At 46.6% G+C, this 21,222-nt stretch carries 25 protein-coding genes and 1 tRNA gene; 13 read left to right on the top strand and 13 right to left on the bottom strand.

All coding sequences use genetic code 11. The features are described from left to right. Positions 1-13 precede the first annotated feature (13 nt). The 3 genes from KNP03_RS10825 to KNP03_RS10815 all read right to left on the bottom strand — a co-directional run bounded on the left by KNP03_RS10825 (position 14) and on the right by KNP03_RS10815 (position 4,103). Positions 14-2,623, bottom strand: a complete 2,610-nt coding sequence (locus tag KNP03_RS10825) for a putative bifunctional diguanylate cyclase/phosphodiesterase (RefSeq protein WP_214829194.1) — start codon at positions 2,621-2,623, stop codon at positions 14-16. 117 nt (positions 2,624-2,740) lie between these two features. Continuing rightward, entirely contained in the window at positions 2,741-3,607 is an 867-nt protein-coding gene (locus KNP03_RS10820; RefSeq protein WP_214829192.1) for a YitT family protein, read from the bottom strand. 88 nt (positions 3,608-3,695) lie between these two features. Beyond that, positions 3,696-4,103 carry a YkvA family protein gene (locus KNP03_RS10815; protein ID WP_214829190.1) on the bottom strand — a complete coding sequence of 136 codons (408 nt, stop codon included), beginning with the start codon at positions 4,101-4,103 and terminating at the stop codon, positions 3,696-3,698. 115 nt (positions 4,104-4,218) lie between these two features. Between KNP03_RS10815 and KNP03_RS10810 the strand changes: the two genes are divergently transcribed. After that, positions 4,219-5,457 carry an aminopeptidase gene (locus KNP03_RS10810; RefSeq protein ID WP_214829188.1) on the top strand — a complete coding sequence of 413 codons (1,239 nt, stop codon included), beginning with the start codon at positions 4,219-4,221 and terminating at the stop codon, positions 5,455-5,457. A 43-nt stretch (positions 5,458-5,500) separates the two neighbouring features. Here KNP03_RS10810 and KNP03_RS10805 read toward each other — a convergent pair whose 3' ends face one another. After that, positions 5,501-6,292 carry an alpha/beta hydrolase gene (locus KNP03_RS10805; protein ID WP_240544579.1) on the bottom strand — a complete coding sequence of 264 codons (792 nt, stop codon included), beginning with the start codon at positions 6,290-6,292 and terminating at the stop codon, positions 5,501-5,503. A gap of 130 nt (positions 6,293-6,422) precedes the next feature. Between KNP03_RS10805 and KNP03_RS10800 the strand changes: the two genes are divergently transcribed. The 5 genes from KNP03_RS10800 (at position 6,423) to KNP03_RS10780 (ending at position 8,704) form a co-directional block, all read left to right on the top strand. Further along, positions 6,423-6,767 (top strand): DMT family transporter, encoded by a 345-nt coding sequence (locus KNP03_RS10800; protein ID WP_214829186.1) that lies wholly within the window; start codon positions 6,423-6,425, stop codon positions 6,765-6,767. Continuing rightward, on the top strand, positions 6,764-7,078 hold the full coding sequence (locus tag KNP03_RS10795; RefSeq protein WP_214829184.1) for a DMT family transporter: 315 nt from the start codon (positions 6,764-6,766) through the stop codon (positions 7,076-7,078). The genes KNP03_RS10800 and KNP03_RS10795 overlap by 4 nt, the downstream gene beginning before the upstream one ends. A 67-nt stretch (positions 7,079-7,145) precedes the next feature. After that, positions 7,146-7,703: a GNAT family N-acetyltransferase gene (locus KNP03_RS10790; RefSeq protein ID WP_214829183.1), complete on the top strand. Its 558-nt coding sequence runs from the start codon at positions 7,146-7,148 to the stop codon at positions 7,701-7,703. An 83-nt stretch (positions 7,704-7,786) separates the two neighbouring features. Next, positions 7,787-7,859, top strand: a tRNA-Val gene (locus KNP03_RS10785). A gap of 149 nt (positions 7,860-8,008) precedes the next feature. Then, positions 8,009-8,704 (top strand): DUF554 domain-containing protein, encoded by a 696-nt coding sequence (locus tag KNP03_RS10780; protein WP_214829182.1) that lies wholly within the window; start codon positions 8,009-8,011, stop codon positions 8,702-8,704. A 42-nt stretch (positions 8,705-8,746) separates the two neighbouring features. On the opposite strand, the gene KNP03_RS10775 is transcribed toward KNP03_RS10780, so the two are convergent. The 4 genes from KNP03_RS10775 to KNP03_RS10760 all read right to left on the bottom strand — a co-directional run bounded on the left by KNP03_RS10775 (position 8,747) and on the right by KNP03_RS10760 (position 12,188). Next, positions 8,747-8,944, bottom strand: a complete 198-nt coding sequence (locus KNP03_RS10775) for a FeoB-associated Cys-rich membrane protein (protein ID WP_214829181.1) — start codon at positions 8,942-8,944, stop codon at positions 8,747-8,749. Between the two features lie 12 nt (positions 8,945-8,956). Beyond that, positions 8,957-10,933: a ferrous iron transport protein B gene (gene feoB, locus KNP03_RS10770; RefSeq protein ID WP_214829180.1), complete on the bottom strand. Its 1,977-nt coding sequence runs from the start codon at positions 10,931-10,933 to the stop codon at positions 8,957-8,959. After that, positions 10,930-11,166, bottom strand: coding sequence for a FeoA family protein (locus KNP03_RS10765; protein ID WP_214829179.1), 237 nt, complete (start codon positions 11,164-11,166; stop codon positions 10,930-10,932). The genes feoB and KNP03_RS10765 overlap by 4 nt, the downstream gene beginning before the upstream one ends. 233 nt (positions 11,167-11,399) lie before the next feature. Next, the gene (locus KNP03_RS10760) at positions 11,400-12,188 is read right to left on the bottom strand and encodes a pyrroline-5-carboxylate reductase family protein (RefSeq protein ID WP_214829177.1); all 789 of its coding nucleotides are present in this window, start codon (positions 12,186-12,188) and stop codon (positions 11,400-11,402) included. Between the two features lie 193 nt (positions 12,189-12,381). Here KNP03_RS10760 and yidD point away from each other — a divergent pair, with 193 nt between their 5' ends. Continuing rightward, entirely contained in the window at positions 12,382-12,654 is a 273-nt protein-coding gene (yidD, locus tag KNP03_RS10755) for a membrane protein insertion efficiency factor YidD (protein ID WP_214829305.1), read from the top strand. Between the two features lie 125 nt (positions 12,655-12,779). Further along, a complete protein-coding gene (locus KNP03_RS10750; RefSeq protein WP_214829175.1) occupies positions 12,780-14,132 on the top strand; it encodes an alanine/glycine:cation symporter family protein in 1,353 nt (450 codons plus the stop codon). Between the two features lie 21 nt (positions 14,133-14,153). On the opposite strand, the gene KNP03_RS10745 is transcribed toward KNP03_RS10750, so the two are convergent. Continuing rightward, positions 14,154-14,516: a potassium channel family protein gene (locus KNP03_RS10745; RefSeq protein WP_214829173.1), complete on the bottom strand. Its 363-nt coding sequence runs from the start codon at positions 14,514-14,516 to the stop codon at positions 14,154-14,156. Positions 14,517-14,629: 113 nt separating this feature from the next. Beyond that, positions 14,630-15,379, bottom strand: a complete 750-nt coding sequence (locus tag KNP03_RS10740) for a sugar nucleotide-binding protein (protein WP_214829171.1) — start codon at positions 15,377-15,379, stop codon at positions 14,630-14,632. 86 nt (positions 15,380-15,465) lie between these two features. Between KNP03_RS10740 and KNP03_RS10735 the strand changes: the two genes are divergently transcribed. Together KNP03_RS10735 and KNP03_RS10730 are read left to right on the top strand one after the other, a co-directional pair. Next, complete coding sequence (locus KNP03_RS10735; protein WP_214829169.1) at positions 15,466-16,020, top strand: GNAT family N-acetyltransferase; 555 nt, start codon at positions 15,466-15,468, stop codon at positions 16,018-16,020. A gap of 94 nt (positions 16,021-16,114) precedes the next feature. Beyond that, complete coding sequence (locus KNP03_RS10730; protein ID WP_214829167.1) at positions 16,115-16,930, top strand: DUF368 domain-containing protein; 816 nt, start codon at positions 16,115-16,117, stop codon at positions 16,928-16,930. Between the two features lie 62 nt (positions 16,931-16,992). Here KNP03_RS10730 and KNP03_RS10725 read toward each other — a convergent pair whose 3' ends face one another. After that, positions 16,993-17,550 carry a methyltransferase family protein gene (locus tag KNP03_RS10725; RefSeq protein ID WP_240544578.1) on the bottom strand — a complete coding sequence of 186 codons (558 nt, stop codon included), beginning with the start codon at positions 17,548-17,550 and terminating at the stop codon, positions 16,993-16,995. Between the two features lie 160 nt (positions 17,551-17,710). Here KNP03_RS10725 and KNP03_RS10720 point away from each other — a divergent pair, with 160 nt between their 5' ends. After that, the gene (locus tag KNP03_RS10720; protein WP_214829165.1) at positions 17,711-18,763 is read left to right on the top strand and encodes an NAD(P)/FAD-dependent oxidoreductase; all 1,053 of its coding nucleotides are present in this window, start codon (positions 17,711-17,713) and stop codon (positions 18,761-18,763) included. Between the two features lie 16 nt (positions 18,764-18,779). On the opposite strand, the gene KNP03_RS10715 is transcribed toward KNP03_RS10720, so the two are convergent. Further along, complete coding sequence (locus KNP03_RS10715) at positions 18,780-19,193, bottom strand: VOC family protein (RefSeq protein WP_214829163.1); 414 nt, start codon at positions 19,191-19,193, stop codon at positions 18,780-18,782. A 102-nt stretch (positions 19,194-19,295) separates the two neighbouring features. On the opposite strand from KNP03_RS10715, the gene KNP03_RS10710 reads away from it, so the two are divergent. Next, entirely contained in the window at positions 19,296-19,667 is a 372-nt protein-coding gene (locus KNP03_RS10710; protein ID WP_214829161.1) for a hypothetical protein, read from the top strand. A 61-nt stretch (positions 19,668-19,728) separates the two neighbouring features. Here KNP03_RS10710 and KNP03_RS10705 read toward each other — a convergent pair whose 3' ends face one another. Then, positions 19,729-20,433 (bottom strand): hypothetical protein, encoded by a 705-nt coding sequence (locus tag KNP03_RS10705; protein ID WP_214829159.1) that lies wholly within the window; start codon positions 20,431-20,433, stop codon positions 19,729-19,731. Positions 20,434-20,861: 428 nt separating this feature from the next. On the opposite strand from KNP03_RS10705, the gene KNP03_RS10700 reads away from it, so the two are divergent. Continuing rightward, complete coding sequence (locus tag KNP03_RS10700; RefSeq protein ID WP_214829157.1) at positions 20,862-21,089, top strand: hypothetical protein; 228 nt, start codon at positions 20,862-20,864, stop codon at positions 21,087-21,089. Positions 21,090-21,222: the final 133 nt, after the last annotated feature.

Below are 21,222 nucleotides of genomic sequence, written 5' to 3'. Positions count from 1 at the left end.
GAGGCGCTTTTTGTTAAGAAGATTGCTTCATATAGAAAATGACAAACTCGTCGAGCGGCATAGGTTTGGCGTATCGATACCCTTGCATCGAATCACAGCCGATGCGGCGCAGGAACGATTCCTGATATTCGGTTTCGACCCCCTCTGCGACGAGAGCCATACCCAGTTGTCGAGCCATCGCGACAATGGTCGCCGTGACCGTTTGATATTCCCGGTTTTCTTCGAGTTGCATCGTAAACTCGCGCGGGATTTTCAATTCGTCTATCGGGTAACGCACAAGATAAGCGAGGGAACTGTATCCTGTCCCAAAGTCATCAATAGATAGCTTGATTCCGAGCGCTTTCAGTTCTAAAATCCGATTCAACACACGATCCGATTGATGTGCGGCAACGGTTTCTGTCAATTCAAAGTTCAGACGAGCGGGATCGATTGGGAAACGCACGAATAATGTATTTAAATACTCGATTAAATGCTCATCGAACAGTTGACGGACAGATAAATTGACCGACAGCTTCGGCAAATTGATACCACCTTGCTCGAAGATGTGAATCAATTGGAACGTCTCATGAATCATCCATCTTCCGAGGTCGTGGATATGTCCTGTTTCTTCCGCGATTGGGATGAACTGACTTGGTGGGATGAAGGTTCCGTTATGTTGCCAACGCATCAAAGCTTCCGCGCCGATGATTGCTTTCGTCGAAGCGTCGACTTGTGGTTGAAGGAATAATGAAATCTCGCCTTTTTCTAATGCGGTTTCGAGTCCCTCCATCAACAACTTCCGCTCTTCTTTGTCCTCGCGTAAGTCCGGTGAGAACATGAGGGTTTCATCTCGCCCTTTGTCTTTCGCTCGATACATGGCGAGGTCCGCGTTCGAAAGAAGATGCTTCAAAGTTTTTCCGTGCTCAGGGAAACGGACGATTCCGATGGAGGCATGTACTTCTACAAGAGTGCCTGCCATGTAGTAAGGAGGACGATAGACGAGACGGCGTAACCGCTCCGTCAGAATTTCAACGTCACCATGTTCTGCGACGACGATAAATTCATCCCCGCCGAGTCGCCCGGCGTATTCATTCGGCAGGAGGGCGCTTCTGAGGCGTTTCCCGATATGTTGCAGTAACTGGTCGCCCATGTGGTGTCCGAATTGATCGTTTATATCTTTAAATCCATCTAAATCGGAGAACATGAGGGTGAACGTTCTTCCTTCTTCCATCAACTGCTCGATCTGTTCTTGCAGGGCGTATCGATTGTGGAGTCCGGTTAAACTATCGTATTTTGCCTGATACAAAATTTGTTCTTGCTGAGCAATCATTTTCGTGATGTCTTTTGCGATGGCATAGATCCCTTCAACATCACCGTCAATGATCATCGGGACGTTGACGAGTTGCCACACCCGTTTTTCATGATTTTCTGTCAATACATGAACGTCAATCGTTTGGGGACGCCCGTTCTTTAACTCCTGTAGTACAGCCGTATAGGCCATGCGATCTTCCGGAACGATGATATCCAAAATATTTGAGCCGGTGAGCATCTCGGTTGATAAGCCTAAAATGGAACTTCCGGCCTCGTTTACGGACAAGACTTCTCCGTGTAAATCAAACAGGAAGATCGGCTCGGAGTGATAGGCGAACAACGAACGATATTGTTGCTCGCGAAATTCAAGCTCATGCGCTTTAGTGGTGACCGCTACTTCCAAATCGGTGTTGACGGAATGAAGACGGTGACTGATCAGCGCGTTTTGTTTTGAGACGACAAACTGGCGAATCAGTAACAACAAGACGGCGTTTGTGATCATCGAGTCCAGCATGGAAGCACCGAGTAGTCGATCGGAGGCAAGTAAAAACATCATGACGACGATGCTATACAATACGTAGTCAATTACTGAATCGTATACGAGCACATCCTTCTTTACTTCATCAAAAATGAAACTGATGGAAATCATCAGGATGCTGCATGCCTGAATCAGGTGGACCAAATCATGATTGATTCCGGTAAAGGAATACAACTCATTAACAATTGAAGCAGCTGTGAATCCAAGGACACCGATCAATAGAAAGACCCGGAAGAGTTGACCGGATGAAACGATTCGATTCAAATACAAAAATCCTAGCATCATATAAAGACTGAGCAACAACATTTGTTCTTCAAATCCACTGAGTTGAAGCACGACTTGTTGATTCGGGATAAAAGTCAACCAAGCATGGAGGACGGCAACCACGAAAAAGCTGAGTAGGGCGAACAAATCAAACGTACGTAGCTTTAGCGTACGAATCTCAATCGATTGCGTGATGACGACGAGTGCCATGATTAAATAAAAAAAGTTCTGTAAAAACAAAACGGAATGGCTCGGGAAATCGATGGACTGCACAAAATGTTGGAGCGTCAAATAAGTGATAAAGCATAGGTTTCCAGCACTGATCAGCAGGTGGATGAAGCGTCGCATTCCTTGATGAGAGAAAACAGCGAGACCGCTGAACACCGTAGCCGCAATAGAAATCACCAAAAAGTAAATCAATAATGTCAATTCTCTAAGTTCACTTGGACTCAGTAATAAAAGGATGAGTCCCGTAAAAAAAGTCCCGATGAGCATGGCGGGAACATAATGGCGCAGCGAGTGGATAGACAACTCATGCACCTCCTTCTGTATATGTATCTGAGGCTCGTTACTATTATCGGTTGAAACAACGGTTTATTACACAAAAATTCGACAGCAAAAAAAAGAATGCTGTCGAATCTTGTACGATTAGAGTGTATAAGAGTGTTCTTTGAAGTTACCGACGACCGAATCAATCTCGGAAACCGTGACAAACGCTTCTGAATCAATTTCAGAAACAATATGCCGGAGTCGGGGAATCTCATTATTTTGGACGACGACGTACAGCATTTTCTTCGAATCGTTCGAATAACCGCCGGTCGCATCCATGATTGTGACACCTCGCTTCAAGTTCTGTTTGATGACGAGGTTAATTTCTTCGGCTTTTTCGCAAATGATGAAGCATTGTTTTTGAGCCGAGAAAAACTTGTGAATCGTCAATAGGGTGCGTGAACGAACAAAGCTGAGAACTAGCGCGTACATGACGGCTTTAATGTCAAACACGATAAAAACGAGTACGTACACGATCAAGTCCTGTGTCAAAAAAATCTTTGGAAGTGAAAGATTGCGATTGTTGATGAAAATCGTTTTCCCGAGAATATCAAGGCCACCTGTAGAGGCTCCGGCGAATAGTAAAAGTGCGAGTCCGAGTCCTGATACGAGTCCGCCGAATACCGACGCGACGAGTGGGTCGTCGAGCGGAGTAGGTGGAATGATGATCGGTAGCGTATCAATTAAAACCGAGGATAAGACGACGACAATCCCTGTCATGAAGATAAACCGCTTGCCTAAATATTTTAACCCGAGAATGAATAACGGAATGTTTAATACGAGTTGGGTCAACCCGATTGGGGTACGGAAAAGCTCATTGATGATGAGCGTAATCCCGACAATCCCGCCGGAACCGATTTCGTTCGGTTTAAGCAGTAAGCTGACATAAATAGACTGTAAGATGGTCCCGATGATGATAAAGAGCACGGTTTCGAGAGCAACTCGTTTTCGTGATTTTGCGTACATAAGTGATGGCTAGGCGCCATACGCCTCCTTTAAATGATAAAGTCTCATGCAAGCGTACTGCTACTCGAAATTCATTTCAAGTATCTCGTCATAATTCATTATGGAACCGGTCAATATCACTCGCCAATTGTTCATGTACATAGTCGATGACTTGTGCGTCATCGAATAGCCCGAGCGGTGAGTCGTCCGGGATGGCATCAAATGGTGAAACGAAATATAGGATGGCGGCGATCAGTTCGTGACGTTTGTCAGACTGCATCTCAAATTGCTGATGATACAGTGCACGCAACATGTTTAACATCTGCTTCATTTGAAAGTACAGTGTAAGTTCTTCTTCTCGTTCGATATTACTGATTTCATTCGATGCGACATCGACGGTCAATTTCGCAAGTGCGCGTTCACCTTGAACGAGTAGGTCACCGAGTTGTTCCTGTTCTGTGATGTCTTGTTTGGCTTGTTCTAAAAAATAAGAGTAGGTAGTCTTCCAATCTGCCATAAGTAATTCCTCCTTCTTTCCTCATCTATTAATATGCCCGTTTTTGCGCTTTGGTTGCAACTTTTCCTGAAATTTAAGAAGATAAGGATAAGTGAAAAAAGGAGGAGCGATACATATGGGAATGATTTCAATGCCAACCGAGGCAGACTTTGCCCGGTATGCAGAATTAGCGGTGAAAAAAGGGGTGAACCTTCAACCTGGTCAACAGCTTGAGGTTCGGGCAGATATCAGTCAAGCGCCGCTCGTTCGTCACGTCGTCAAAGCGGCATATGCTGCGGGAGCGAAGCAGGTATTCGTCAACTGGAGTGACGAAGAAACATCAAAAATTCGTTTCTTTGACGCACCGGCAGAATCTTTCAAAGATTTCCCGGACTGGTTGAAGGCACGTTATGAACAACTGGCAGAGGAGAAAACCGCATTCCTTTCAATCGTGAGTGACGACCCGGATGCGTTGAACGGTGTCGAATCGTCACGTGTTGCCGATGCGAACCGCGCAGCAGGGCAAGCGCTCGCGAAATGGCGTCAATACGTGATGAGTGACAATGTGAGTTGGTCAATCGTTGCGGGGGCGTCTGAGGCATGGGCTAAAAAAGTATTCCCGGACCGCGAAGATGCGGTGGCGGCTCTATGGCAGGCAATCTTTGCGGCTACACGAATGGACCGGGAAGATGTCGTCGGAGAGTGGGACAAGCACGATCAGGCGCTTCGTAGCCGTGCCAACCTGTTGACAGAAAAGAAATATGCAAAACTTCATTACAAAGCACCTGGAACGGAATTGACAATCGGGCTTCCGAAGAAACATGTTTTCCTCGGTGGCGGTGGACCGAACTCGGACGGAATCGACTTTATTGCCAACATGCCGACCGAAGAAGTGTTCACGCTTGCCGATAAAGATTCGGTTGAGGGACATGTGTCGAGTACAAAACCACTTAGCTACAGTGGAAACTTGATTGACGAGTTCACGCTTTGGTTCGAAGGCGGAAAAGTTGTCAAAGCGGAAGCGAAGCAAGGACAGGCTGCCCTCGATGAACTATTGAACTTAGATGAAGGCGCACGCCGAATTGGTGAAGTGGCACTCGTGCCGGACGATTCACCGATCTCGAACTCGGGACTTCTTTTCTATAACACGTTGTTCGACGAGAACGCATCATGTCATTTGGCATTGGGCCGTGCCTATTCGACTTGTCTTGAAGGCGGTCCTTCCATGTCGGCGGAAGAGCTTGCTGCCAATGGCGCAAATGATTCCATGACGCATGTCGATTTCATGATTGGATCGGCTGAAATGAATATTGATGGTGAACTAGAAGACGGCACGCGTGAAGCAATCATGCGTGACGGAAACTGGGTCATTTAATAAATAAAAGCGACGGATTCCGAAAATCGGAACCCGTCGCTTTTTAAGTGAGCTCGTATAAGAAACGTAATGCGTTTGGTAAACGTCTGCGCCAGGCGATTTCGTTATGCTCTGCCCCGGGTTCTACCTCATAACGGAATGCAATGCCGGAGCGGGACACCGTATGTGCGAGTTGAGCGCTTGTTTGTACATAATCACTTGGCGTGATCGGCCCGCTTGTTTCATTGGTACCGATGTCCATGTAAAGCCTTGCTGACAGGGATGCTTGACTCAACTCACGAATGAGCGGGTCAAGGTTTGACCAGGCGGCTGTAGAAAGAGAACCGACACGTCGGATGTTCGGATAAGTCGCCATCATGTATAAAGAGATGACGCCCCCCATCGAACTCCCCATCACACCGACGTCCTCAGGGTCTGTTGCATACTGTTGATCGACCCACGGCTTTAATTCGTGCATGAGCCAGTCGGTGTATGGGCGACCTCTTCCTCCGATACGCGTTCTTGTTTTCGCGACTTCAGGTCCGACGCGATAATCAATCATTGGATCTTCGTAAAATGAATAGTCGTCATAACGGGATAACCAGTCAGGAGGGCTCGCGATCGCGACGACCATGAGTGGGAGACGCAGTTCGTCAATCCACTGATCGATTTGCCACCCTTCTCCATGGGTTGCCGTTTTACCGGAAAATACATTCTGTCCATCGTGCATATATAGCACCGGAAGCGCCTGATGTTCTTCTACCCAATCGGGTCGAAAAACACGAACGATTCGCTTCTGGGTAGAGATGGCTTCTGTCGGGAGTGAAAATAGAAACTGTTCAATCATCGTCATCATTCCTTTACTTCATCTTTAAGTTGATTGTGGAGAATCGGAAAGAAGAAAACAATCATACGATTCGACTACTTCCGGATTGTTCGATACATTGTAAGAGAATCGATGGGAATGGCTGACAGGAGGAATTGGGATGAAGCGAGAGACAGGCGCTTGGGTCTCGTTGGTATTGGCGGGGTTATTAGAAATTGTTTGGGCGACGACAATGAAGTTGTCAGACGGATTTACTGAGCTCGTCCCGACCATTTTAACAGTTGTGTTACTTGCTCTAAGTTTCGGATTGCTGGCAAAAGCGTTTCGCGTATTACCGACGGGGACTGGCTACGCTGTCTTTACGGGAATCGGGGCAGTTGGGACGGTACTAGTCGGCGCATTCTTCTTTGAAGAGGCGATGAACGGGTGGAAATGGTTATTCATCACTACACTGCTGATTGGGATCATCGGATTGAAGCAAGTGACGGGGAGCGATGCAGAGTGAGCTGGATTTTTTTAATCGGGGCCGGGATAGCTGAGATGACCGCTGTATTTTTCATGGGAAAATCGAAAGGATATCAGTTGCTGAAATGGTCAGTTCTCTCGATTCTCATGTTTGGTCTTAGCTTCTACTTGTTGTCGAAATCATTTGAAGAAATCCCTTTAAGTGTGGCTTACTCGATCTGGGTCGGGATTGGAGCGGCCGGAGGCGTGATTCTTGGGATGATGTATCTTGGTGAATCAAAAGATTGGCGGCGGGTTGTCTATTTAATTCTAGTAATCGGGAGCGTGATTGGCTTAAAAGTCATTTCGTAGTAGGATTGAAACAAGAATAAACCGGGAATTGAATAGTTCAGACTGTGAAAGAAAGGGGCGGGAAACGATGAGTCATGTTGAGCTGCAATCAGAGCGCTTGCGGTTCGAGCCGTATACGATTTCAGATTTTTACTTCGTTAAATCGCTTCTCCAAGATCCTCGGGTGATGCGCTTCATCAGTCCTGATGGGAAGCCTTATTCAGATGAACAAACCATTGAATGGTTCGAGCGACAATTGGCACGGTACGAAACAGGAAGACAGACGGGTTTGTTAAAGTTGATGACGCATGACAAGGACGAACCGATCGGTCATGCCGGTACGTTGTTACAAGAGTTAGATGGGAGCATGGAACTGGAAGTGGGATATTGGTTGTCACCGAAGCACTGGCACATGGGGTACGGTCGAGAGGCGGCAGCCAGATTAATGCAATATGCATTTTCACAAGGGGAAAAAGAAATCATCTCCCTCATTCACCCTGACAATATTCCTTCGCAACGCGTTGCCAAAGCAAATGGATTGCACTGGGACCGGGATACGGAATATGAAGGCATGATTGTATCGGTGTATGCAGGAGATTTGGAACGGTTATGTCGCCACATGATCCGCCAGCAAATGACTCGATAAAAAATAAAAAAAGTTAAAAAAACAGTTGCCAACTCATTAGTTTCTTGATATATTATTAGTGTCCTTAAGAGAGGACACGACCTGATTCTGTAGCTCAGCTGGGAGAGCGCTACCTTGACAGGGTAGAGGTCGCTGGTTCGAGCCCAGTCAGAATCACTTGGGTGCCAAACCCTCGAGAAACCCATCGGAACATGGGTTTCCGCGAAGCCACTTCTTGCGAGAAGTGGCTCTTTTTTTATTTCATTGACAGAGAAGATCTGGAATTGATATATTCCATTCAATACATAGGAAACGGGGCGTGCGATATGGTGTTAACTGGGACACTGGTCAACGCGGCGCTGATTGTCATCGGCACGTTGTTAGGGCTGTTATTCCACCGAATCCCGGAGCGGATGAAAGAAACCGTCACGGCTGCAATCGGGTTGGCGGTCATTTTACTTGGCATTCAAATGGGAATGAAGAGTGAGAATTTCTTAATCGTCATCGGGAGTCTGGTCGTTGGAGCCGCACTTGGTGAGTGGTGGAAGTTAGATGAAAAATTAAACGAGATCGGCTATCGGCTCGAACGACGACTCGGGAGTCAGTCAAGTGTGGCAGAAGGGTTCGTCACGGCGACACTCATCTTTGTCATCGGAGCGATGGCGATTATCGGAGCGCTCGACAGTGGGCTTCGTGGGGACCACGATGTTTTGTATACGAAGGGGTTAATTGATGGATTTACTTCGCTCGTTCTAAGCTCCACTCTCGGGATTGGTGTCATGTTTTCGGCAATCCCGGTGCTCATCTATCAAGGCGCGATTGCACTTCTCGCGATTCAAATCATGAAATTCATTCCTGAGTCGCTCATGGACAGTTTTATTTTAGAAATGACGGCAACCGGCGGGGTGATGATTGTCGCGATTGGGTTGAATTTGGTCGGCATCACAAAAATTCGCGTAGCGAATCTGTTGCCGGGGATTTTAGTGGTCGGGATCATTGTGTCGGTATTACATAACATGTGAAAAATGGAGTGAAGCAGCTGCTTCACTCCATTTTTATTTGCATTATGATTTTGAACGATCCGTTTGCAATGCCTCAGCGATAATTTTATCCCAGTCTGCCGCATCACAAGCTGTTGTACATGTCGGCTCGATCTCACATGTGGCACATTTTCCGGCTTTCGCTTTTCGGCTGTAACGGTAAAGTGAAAATGCGGCGTATCCGAAAATAGCGAAACCGATGAGTAAATCAAACAATGACATCCTCTTTCCTCCTTAGGCGAATCCGAGCAAGCGACCGATTTGATAAATGATGAGTGAAACCGCATAAGCGACCCCTAAACCATATAGGCTGGCGAACCAGGTGAGCTTCGCACTTCCGACTTCCCGGCGAATGACGGCGACAGTCGCGAGACACGGGACATAGAGCAATACGAACGCCATAAAGCTGTATGCGCTAAGCGGTGTGAAAATCGGCAATAAGGATTCAGACAGATCCGATTCACTGACAGCATAAATGATGGCCATCGTTGAGACGACGACTTCTTTAGCCAAAAAACCTGTAATGAGGGAAGCCCCCGCCTGCCAGGTTCCGAATCCGAGTGGGACTAAGAAGATGGCGATGGCGCCACCGATCATGGCGAGGAAGCTGTCGTTCATTGGAACATTAAATCCGTCTGGTCCTGAGTAAGCAAGCAACCAGATGAACACGGATCCTCCGAAAATAAATGTCCCGGCTTTACGTACAAAGCCTTTCGCTTTTTGCCACGTACTGCGCCACAACGTTAATCCTTGAGGGACGCGGTAAGGCGGTTGTTCGACGATGAATAAACTGTGTTTGTCTTCCGCTGCCAATACGTTGGTGAATAGTTTTGCAGCGAGTAAGGCAAGGACAATGCCTAAAATATATAAAGAAAGCACGACTAACGCTTGATTCGAGGCGAAGAAACTTGCTGCAAAAACAGCATAAATCGGTAATCGTGCCGAGCAGGACATGAACGGTGAAATGAAGATGGTGACGAGTCGTTCACGTTCTTCTTCGACAGTGCGTGCTGCCATAATCCCGGGTACGTTACAACCGAATCCGATGATCATCGGAATAAAACTTTTCCCGTTCAAGCCGACCATTTGCATGAAACGGTCCATGACGATGGCGACACGGGCCATGTACCCTGAGTCCTCTAAAAATGAGATGAAAAAGAAGAGGACGAATATTTGCGGGACGAAGACGAGGACGCCCCCAACACCGGCGATGATCCCGTCTACAATCAAGGCCTGAATGAATTCAGACGCTCCGAGTGCCTGTAACAACCATACGGCGCCTGTCGTCAAAGAACCGGACAGGAAGCCGTCCAACAGATCGGAGAGAGGAGCGCCTACCCAATTAAACGTCACATGGAACAGGCTATACAAGACCGCGAAGAAAATCGGTAAGCCTAGAATGGGATGGGTCACCACGGCGTCGATTCGGTCCGTCATCGTCATTTCATTTGCGTTGTTCTCTTCAATGACTTGATGACGGATCAGCTTGGCCCAATCGCGACGACGTTCTGTAATATGGGCATGGGCGAAACGACCGAGTGTTATTTCGAGTGTTTTTCGAATATCACTGATTGAAGGCATCGAGGCTTCCAATTGTTCAGAAATGACACGATTTCCTGCTAAATATTGTACGGCAATCCACCGATCTTGTTTGGACCGACCAGTCAGTTCTAAAATTTGTTGTATGGCCTCTTCCGTGTCTGCCCCATAATCAAGCACGAACGGTTGGCGCTCTTTTGTTTGAAGGGAAGAAAGTAACACTTCACAGCCCGCTCCGGTGCGAGCCGTGATGGGAAAGACGTCGACATCGAGCAATTCTTCAAAGCGCTCGAGATTGACACGCATCCCTCGACCTTCAGCTACATCGACCATATTTAAGCCGATTTGAATCGGTCTGCCCATTTCTAACAGCTGCAACGTCAGTTGCAGGTTTCGCTCGAGTTGCGAAGCATCGATGATATTGATCATACCATCGAATGATTCATGTAATAAGAAGCGTGAAACGATGGCTTCATCTGCAGATAACGGGTCTAAATCATAGACGCCGGGTAAATCGATCAATTGACCCGCTTCCCCATGCAGTTGACCGATTTTTTGTTCGATTGTGACGCCGGCCCAGTTTCCTACATGAGCAAATGAACCGGTTAAACGGTTAAAAAGAGACGTTTTCCCGGTATTCGGATTTCCAATGAGTGCAATACGTGGATTCACGGTACGATTACTCCAATCTGTTCGGCATCACTTTGGCGAATGGCAATCATTTGCCGATGCTCCGTTTGTTCAATCGTCAACGGGCCAGAAAAAAAGGCTTTACGCTTTACTTTGATCGAACAGCCTTCATAAAACCCTAAAGCGATCATACGTCGGCGCAACCGATCATCGATCTGTGTTAAATCCGAGACGATCACCGATTGGTTCAACGGGATATTGATTAGTTGATTCATCATAATCTTCCCCATCTTTTGTTGATAACGATTCTCATTCGCTATCTTATCATGTTCACTTAGAAAGTGAAATATATATCACATAAAAAACTTATTATTCATAATCAATAAGTTCGTAAGAACGTAAAAAGTAGTGGGATGGTTGTTGATAATCGTCTGAACGCCGGTGTCTATTAGCATACGAAAAAGCCATCTCCCTTGGACTTTCATTTCCAAGGGAGATGGCTAGTGGTTCAAGCTTTTTCGATTGATTCATGGTCTTCTTTTGCACTTTCACGCAACGCAGATGCCATAACGTCTGCCAAATCACGCTTTCGCAATACGCCGACACCGCGGTCGGTCGGACCACCTGGAGCGGCCACATCTGCGATGAGTTCATCTGTCTCCCGCGATTCGTGAGAAAGGAGTTCAGCGGATCCTTTCATCGCTTGGGCAACAATTTGTCGGGCGGTATCCTGGTCGAATCCAGCTTCCGTTAAGACAGGAGTCATTGCCCCGACAATTTCGTAGAAGAATGCAGGACTGCACCCGGCAGCCGCCATGAAGGCGGACATTGACTTGGCGTCTGTCACGGCCGTTCGGCCAACGCGTTCAAACAAGGCAGTGGCCTTGGCACGGTCTGTTTCGTCTGTTTCGGGTCCGAACCATAGACCGGTCATCCCGCTCCGGTATGCAACCGGCGTATTTGGCATCGCGCACACAGCCGGGAGACCTGAAGCCGCTTCGAGTTGATGCGGTTCAATATGGGCTGCGACAGAAATGAGAAGCGGCGTTTCCCAAGTGTTGGCCTCGACATAAGGAATGACGCCATCTGGTTGCATCGCCAATACGACGATTTCGTAGTCGTTGACGTTTTCCTCTTCTACAATTTGGACACCGAGTTCATCTTTCAACGCGTATAAACGCTCACGGTCGCTTCGGTTTGTCATCGTGATATCCGTTGGAGCAATCCCTGAGTCGATCCAACCGCGTACGAGTGCCTCGCTCATTGAACCTGCCCCGACCATTAATAAGTTCTTCATGATTCGTCACCTCTTCAAATAGATTCGGTCATAGTTATGTTGACTATCATAACAAACACCTTTTAGAAATTCGCCTATCCTGCTCAGTTGAGTGGATTCCGCCTAGAGGTGGCGGGCATGACAAAATGCAAAAAACGGGCTATGATGGCACTAATTCAACAGAGTGAGGCGAAATGATGTGAAGCGAAATGATGTGAAGCGAGTATTAGTAAAGGGCATTCGCGGTTATCAACGATTCATCTCTCCATTAAAACCCCCGACATGCCGATTTTATCCAAGTTGCTCCCATTACGGGATTGAGGCGATTGAAAAACATGGCGCAGCAAAAGGCAGTTATTTGACTGCGCGACGCCTCATGAGATGTCAGCCGTTTCATCCAGGCGGGTTGGACTATGTGCCGGATGAGTTTGATTGGAAAGCTCCATTACAGCGTGAAAAACCACTTTCTCAGCGGGACGGTTCATAACGTCCCGCTGTTTCAGTTACAGGGTTCTTTTCGCGTTGGTTGTTTTAGCACAATACTTTTGCATTGTTCCAAGTATTCTGAAAAAATAGGAGTGTACACTAATTTCGGGGAAGGGGATACATAAAATGGGGCAATCTTTCAGTGATTGGGTAAGTACAGCATCGAACTTCGTGTGGGGGCCACCGCTCTTGATTTTGCTTGTGGGGACAGGCATTTATTTGACGGTGCGATTAGGCGGGATTCAAGTTACCAAATTACCGTATGCCTTGAAGCTCGCGTTTTCAAAAAATCAAGACCAGTCGTCCCGTGGCGACATTAGTCACTTCCAAGCGTTGATGACTGCGCTCGCGGCGACCGTCGGTACAGGGAATATCGTCGGCGTTTCGACCGCTGTCGTTCTAGGGGGACCGGGTGCAATCGTTTGGATGTGGGTATCTGGATTTTTCGGAATGGCGACTAAGTATGCGGAGGCTGTTCTTGCTGTCAAATACCGTGTGACAGATGAGCGCGGACAAATGGCAGGGGGGCCGATGTATTATTTAGAGCGTGGGTTGAATCAACGCTGGCTTGCGGTTGCGTTCGCGGCGTTCGCCTCGCTTGCGGCATTTGGTATTGGGAACGGGGTACAGACCAACTCGGTCGCGTTGGCATTGAAAGCGACGTTTGACGTGCCATTATACGTTTCAGGTATATTACTTATGATTTTTACAGGAGCTGTCATCTTAGGTGGCGTCCGCTCAATCGGAAAGGTCGTCAGCTACTTCGTTCCGATCATGATTGTCTTCTACTTAGGAAGTGGACTCTTGATCATGATCATGAATTATACACTCATTCCGGACGCATTCAGTTTAATCTTCAGTAGTACATTCAGTGCCGAAGCCATCGGTGGTGGGGCTATCGGTGCCGCGATTCGGTACGGTGTTGCCCGCGGCGTGTTCTCTAACGAGGCCGGACTTGGTTCTGCACCGATTGCGGCTGCTGCTGCGAAAACGGATATGCCTGGTCGTCAAGCGCTCGTCTCGATGACGCAAGTCTTTTTAGATACACTCATTGTTTGCTCGGTGACAGGCCTTACCTTAGTCATGGGTGGCAAAATTGGTACCGGATTAGAGGGTGTGGAACTGACCTCAACAACGTTTGAGGCATTCCTCGGTCCAGCTGGAGGCTATATTGTGACCATCGGACTCGTTTTATTTGCGTATTCAACCGTTCTTGGATGGTCGTACTACGGGGAGCGTTCGATTCATTACTTATTCGGTCAAAAATCAATCCTTCCATACCGGATTGCATTTGTGCTCGTCGCCGGACTTGGGGCGATGACGACAAACTTGAATTTGGTGTGGGCGTTGTCAGATGTATTCAATGGACTGATGGCGATTCCAAACTTGATTGGTTTGCTGTTCTTATCGGGTGTTGTCATCGCGGAAACGAAGCGATTCAACCAACAGCTTGAGATTGAAAATCGGAAAGTTTCATAAAAAGATTTGAACGCCACGCTCTTACCGAGAGGGTGGCGTTTTTCGTTTGGCTTCAAGCTCATCTAAACGAGCTTGTTGTAAATGATCGAACACTTTGGTGACGAAGCCGACAGTGATTCCAATCCCGGTCAGTACATATCCGATGGTAAAGATTTTTCCGATATCTGTTGCCGGCGTGAAGTCCCCGTAGCCGATTGTTGTCAAAGTGATGACGCTGAAATAAAGGGCGTCTAGCCAACGCATCGCCTCAAAGCGGGCATAAAAGAGTGTGCCCGAGAGAATGGTGATGAAAGCGAGACTAAATAATACTTGAAACTCGGGATCGTGAAGTCCTCGCCAAATTCCTCGAACAATCCGTCGGAGTGTAAGTAAGAATGGTAACATGTCTCCCTCTCCTTTCGTTTCAAAATGATGTGTGTTCGTGAAGCGCATAAAGTGATTGCCTGCTCATCAACAAAAAAATGGATTGTCTACAATAAGTCACCCGCTTGGGTGACTTATTTAGTATGGAGAGAAAGGCGCTTCGTGATGGAGGGGATGGAGATTTTTGAATCAATCATGCGATGATCTTGTTTTGGTAAATCGACACATTCAATCTGCCAATCCAAGTTGTGTAATTCTTTTAGCCCAACTGCGATCTCATAAAAGGTATGTCGTGTGTTTCCATTCAGATGGTAGAGGCCGGGTCCGTGCATTGTCAGGATTTCGACTAATGCGCTTGCCGTATCTTCTAAGAATGAACAGGACGGATACCAGTGGTCACTGGCAGAAATGACGCCATTTTGTTTCATCTCATTGACGAAATAGTCCATCATATTGTTCGAACCTGCTTCATTCCCGATTTGCCAGCCGAGCCGGACAATTTGAGCGCTCGAATTGTTTGAAAAAATGACCTCCTCACAATCTCGTTTATAGTGACCATACTCATCTTCAGCGTCAGGAGAGGTTTCAGGCGGAATGGGGCCAGTCACTTGATCTGAAAAGACAGAAACCGTACTTGTGAATAGAAAAGGAATTTGATACTCGGCGCATAGACGTGCCAGCGCTCCAGCCCATTCGGCTGGACCCATGCCGATATGAAGAAAATAGTTCGGATTGACTTCTTCGATAAAATGACGCATCTCTTCTTCTTTTGAAGTCGAAACTTTTTCCCGATCCCAGGCGACAGGCTCGATTCCGTGTTGAAGGAGTTCCCTTGCGACGACAGGTGCTACCGTTCCGTTCATTCCGGTTAGGATGGCTTTCATTTTGATTCGCTCCCTTCTCTCTGTATGATGCCACAAATCGGATGGTTGCAAACCATGCGTGATACACTGGTAGAGGAGGGATCAACATGAACATTCGACGCGCAGTTCCGAGCGAGAGCCGACAAATCGTCCCGCTTGTCTATCGGGCAATTCATGAGATTGCTTACACTTTAACAGCCACGACCAATCTCAATCTTGTATTTGATCGATTAGATATGTGGGTGAAGCAAACCGATAATCGTTTGAGTTATGAAAATATGTGGGTGGCGGAAGCGTGTGGAGCCATTGTAGGGGTCGTTATTTCGTATCACGGGTTGGCAGCTGAGCGGTTAGATGAACCGATTCAAGCGTGGCTCCGGTCTCAAGGAAGTGAAGACCGGCTGGATGTGGAGACGGGAGGAGACGTTCTTTATATTGACTCTTTGGCTGTCGATGAGCACTACGTTGGGAAAGGCATCGGTACACAATTGATTCAACAGGTTGTCCGTGACGCTCAAGCAAGAGATATCCCGGCCGTCACGTTAAACGTCGATCAGACGAATCAGGCTGCAATGAAACTGTACATACGCCTTGGATTTCAGAAGCTGCAGGAGATTGAGATTTGCGGGGAGCGATTTGATTACATGAGTCGAACGTGCTGATGCGTGTCCGTCTCAGTCTACAAGCCGATGCATTTTACAGGTTTCTCAGCTATACTAAATGCTTGGATGAAGTCATACGAAAAGGAGAACGATTATGGAGTGGAAAAATATATGGCGCGGCATGGCGATGGGGACGAGTGATTTAATACCCGGTGTGAGCGGTGGAACGATTGCGGTCATTTTAGGGATATATGATCGACTCATTGAGGCGATCAGCGGGGTGTTCAGTCGCTACTGGAAAAAATACCTCGGATTTTTGATTCCGCTCGCCATCGGGGTCGGATTGGCCATTATCGGATTGAGTCATTTGATTGAGTTTTTACTTCGTGAATATTATGCACCAACGCAGTTCTTCTTTCTTGGATTGATTTTAGGTATCATTCCGATGCTGATTGTCGAAATCAGATCGCGCGCGACCGTCCGTCCGATTCATTTTGTCGTGATGGGGATCGCTGCACTGTTGATTGCGAGCATGGCGGTTATAAAACCTACGGAGACACCGATTATTACGGATGTCAATTTCACAACAGCGCTATTACTGTTCTTTGCAGGGTGGTTAGGTAGTATGGCGATGTTACTCCCTGGTATTAGTGGTTCATTCGTATTATTACTGATCGGCGTCTATCCAACCGTCATCAGTGCGATTTCAAACTTTAATTTCCTCATCATTGGAATTGTCGGTGCGGGGGTTGCGGTTGGCTTTATCGTCAGCAGTAAAGTGATTCGTCACTTGTTGGCAAACTATCCGGGTATGACGTTTTCAGTCATCATTGGTATGGTAGCGGGTTCGCTAGCGGTTGTCTTCCCTGCCTCTAGTTTGCCGGCTTCCACCGGATTATGGATTTTAAGTGTCTTGTCGTTCCTGTTAGGAGTCATCGTAGTCCGATTCCTGAGTAGATACGCCGTCTGATTGAAACAAGCGAGTCCTGTTTGAGGACTCGCTTGTTTTTTTGATAAGTAGCAAGATTTAGTTTAATAAATGAAAGGGAATAAGCGCTTTCGGGATTTGGACCAATTAACATATTTTTGTCCGAAATGGGTAACCAGCATTTGTTCTTCAATGTGAATACGTTGAAGTAATGCGATGGATGTCAGAATGGCCCCAAAGATGGCCAACCACCATATTAAAAAGTATAAGGAAAAACCGAATGTGATTGATAATAGACCGGTGTAGAGCGGATGTCGTAAAAAACGGTAAGGTCCGGAACTTGCCAGTTCGTCTGTTGGTTGAACGACGACATGTCGTGTAAATTGATTACGTAAATGTGTGATTCCCCAAAAACGTAAGCTGACCCCGAGACCATAGAAGATGAGCCCGATGATACGTTGAGAAGTAGATGGAATCGTATGTGACATCCCAGAAAAAATAAGGGAAGCGAGAAAGACAGATAAAATGATGAATGAAACGGTATAAAAACTTTTATGTTCACTTTGACTATCGGACGATTCTTGCCGATTACGAAAAATAATCATCTCACCTAACCAACAGATTGAAATTATAATCAACATCCAGTCTGTCCAGTTCATCATCATTCACCCCCTCGGTCCTTCCATGAATAGATACCCTCCTCCATGAAGTGAAAAACTCGATACTGCCAAGAGAAAAAGGGGAGATAGGTTGTGCAAAGAGGGGAATCACGATATATTAATTGAGAACGATTATCACTGATAATGAAAAGGGGGCGATATCGTGTCATCACAAGAGGTATTTGACGTGACGATTATCGGTGGAGGACCGGCAGGATTATATGCAGCGTTTTATAGCGGGTTACGAGGAATGAAGGTGAAGTTAATTGAAGCCCAACCCCACCTTGGTGGGAAAGTACATATTTATCCCGAAAAGTTAGTCTGGGATGTGGGTGGTTTGACACCGACAACCGGGTCAAGATTAGCAGAGCAACTTATTCAGCAAGGCTTGACGTTTCATCCCACAGTGATTCTCGGGCAGAAAGTTGAAAGGATTGCGCAAGGCGCGGATGGGAGTTTTATTTTGAACACGTCTCAAGGGAGTCATGTGTCGAAGACCATCATTATGGCGACCGGAAGTGGAATCGTGCAACCGCAAAAAATCAAACTTCGTGGGGCCGATCGGTTCGAAGTGTCAAATTTACACTATACTGTGAAGCGGCTTGATCGTTTCAAAGGAAAGCGTATTTTGATTTCCGGTGGTGGGAATAGTGCAGTTGATTGGGCCAGCGAACTTCAGTCGTTTGCACAACATATCACGCTCGTCTATCGAAAAACAGAACTTGCCGCGCATGAGGCTCAAGTCGAGAGACTTGTGAATAAGGGGAACGTTTCGTTCAGACCGGAAGCGAGAGTAAGTCATTTACAATCCGAGGATGGCGAGTTCATTCAACAGGTGGAACTCACGAATATGTCAACGGGAGAAACGGAATACTGTGAAGTGGATGAGGTCATCGTAAATCATGGATATGAGCGAGATGCCTCCCTCCTTGAAAAAAGTGAACTGGTAGTTGAGGGAGTAGAGGATGGTGTGATTAGAGGAAACGCGTATAGTGAGTCATCTGTTCCGGGATTGTATGCAGCCGGGGATGTATTGCGTCATGAGGGGAAAATTCACCTCCTTGCGGGTGCTTTCCATGATGCTGTCCACGCAGTCAACCGGGCGAAAACCTTCATCGATCCAAAAGCGGAACAGGTCGCGATGGTGTCTTCTCACAACGAGCGATTAACAGAAAAGAATCGTGAAGTGATCAATCGCACAATAAAAAACCAGTAGAGGGAATTCTATCCCTTTACTGATTTTGGTTCGGATAATCACATAGTTCGGTGATCACACCGCCAGAGTGACGTGGGTCCATATAAATTAATCGTCTTCCTTTTGCTGTCGTGCGAAGCGTATCCTCTAAGAACGTGAGTCCGGCTTGTTTTAACTCTGCGATGGATGCGTCCAAATCATCTACGCGGTATGCGATATGATGTACGCCTTTTCCGCGTGCTTTCATGAAACGGGCGATCGGGCTGGTTGGACTCGTTGGGCGCAATAGTTCGATGACGTCGTTTCCGACATGAATGACTGCGAGCTCGGTCTCGACACCAGGTGCGGTGTTAGTATAACGGTCGACGAGTGTGCCTTGTAGGACTGTCGTATAGAATAAAATCGCTTCTTCTATGTCTCGTACCGCGATTCCAGTATGGTCAATATGCAATGAAACCCCTCCTTTCCTCCTAGTTTGCCTAAACTTGAACAAAATGTCACTTCACAACGTTTTGTTCAAATCCGATATAATGGTAAAGGGAGGGACGGCATAATGAATGGAAAAATCACCACTGGCTTGATTGGCGCATTCGCTTTAGTGTCATTTGTGTTTGGACTCTCGCTTGCGACATTTGTCGATTATCGAATTCATGAAGAACAAGTCGTCCTCGAGCGGCTGACGACACACAAGACAATCGGTCCTACCGAGTTACTTTCAACAGAAGTCGATTTTCATTTGAACGGCTCGAATTATGCGATTCGATTTAAAGATGAACCGGAAATCACGTATTGGTTTAGTGTCATCGATCGAAAAATCGAGTTTAATCGAACGGAAACATTGGACTTAAGAGATGTTGGATTACGGACCGAACTGTTTAAGGGAATGCCGCCTCTTGCGATGGAATCGACAACCGCTGCCGAATAAAAGACGTGAAACGCATGACACTGTTTAGAGAAAGTGTATTGCGAATCGACGTCTTTTTTCGTTAGAACTGCATTGTGGGGGATGTTTGTTTGGTCATCGTAAAATAGCCGACATGTTGATGGCTTGCTCCTTGTTGGCGGGCGGCAAATTGTAAATCAGGTTGCAGGGTCGTGATGGCGAGATGCATCTCGTCTAATTCCTGGAACGAACAAAAGAATTTCTGTTGGAGGAAGGAGAGGGCTTCACGTAAGAAAGCGTCATCTCCATCAATGTGAATTTCCTGTATGACGAGTTGGCTTTGATGAATACAAGCCTTGACGATTCCGACCGGAAGTTCACACCAGATCAGGGTATAAAATAAAGTTTGAAGCCGGCATGACTTCTGATACTGTTCCCCCGTCATGGTAAAGGGCTCGCTGAGTAGATGGGAAAACTGATTTCGAAGGCTCAGCCACTCATTCCGGGAAGCGTAATCACCCAGCTGCAGGTACCAGTTCCGGTAAGAAGATTTTTCAAACGGAAGCAGTGGTAATGTATAGATTAGTGTTTCATGATAAGGCACGAATCCCAATTCCCGAAAGATTTTCAGTTCATCCTGATTGTGTCGTTGCGTTTGCCGAAGTGAGAAAAGGACGGAGTCACAACTCGTTCGACTCCATTGAAAACAGACACGATCTACGAGACTGCGAAACACATGACGATCTCGATACGTTGGTTTGGATAACCGGATTATCTGAGCCCGTTCGTACTCCTCAAAGTTCGCCATAATAGCCGCCAGTGGGAAATCGTCGTCTAAAGCGACATGAATATTATGCATAGGCTTCGGAGGTAATAGCATGGGGGTTTCTTCATCCAGATATAACTGTTGTATGGAAATACGTTCTTTAGGAGACATTTGTCGACACTCTGTAAAGCGTAACTTTCTCTTCAAGCAGACTCCTTCTTTCAAATAAAATAGGTTCTCCATATAAATTGTAAATGTTTCCATATCGTAAGATGCATGTCGTTCTTATGAACGTTACGTGAGGGATTTGTCCGAGTTAGAGTTGGTGGCATCGCTCGATTCAATCGATTAGAGGGAGAGTTTGTCAGATTAGGGTCGGATGAAGAGGTAGCTTTCTAGAAGAACACATTCAAACAGGTTGTTCCGTGCTATACTTAATGACAATGAAAATGCCAGATAGGAGTCGAAATATGAAATACATGTACAGTGCCTGCCTTGTCCTCTTGTTATTGTTCGTGGGTTCGCCCTCTATCGCTAAAGCAGCAACAGAGCCAATCGTGGTACATGAGAATATTGTTGTTGAAGAAGAAGTAGAGATCTACGAAGGGTTCCGCTCCCCGAATGAAATGGTCTATATCTTTGTACTCATTGTATTTTTATCAGTCATTGGGCTCGGGATCATCAATTCAATCGAATAACGTGAAAACGTTCACAAAAATGCAATATCTTCCATGATAACGGTTTCAATAAATATTTTATACTAGTTTTGTAGGAAGGAAGTTCTGCACCAACTTTCTGTCCTCCTTTTCAGATGAACACCCCTCGTTCATA

Source organism: Exiguobacterium algae (genome assembly GCF_018617875.1).
Lineage (GTDB): Bacteria > Bacillota > Bacilli > Exiguobacteriales > Exiguobacteriaceae > Exiguobacterium > Exiguobacterium algae.
The sequence above is the reverse complement of the archived record's forward strand: the minus strand, read 5'-3'. Positions and strand labels throughout refer to the sequence as shown.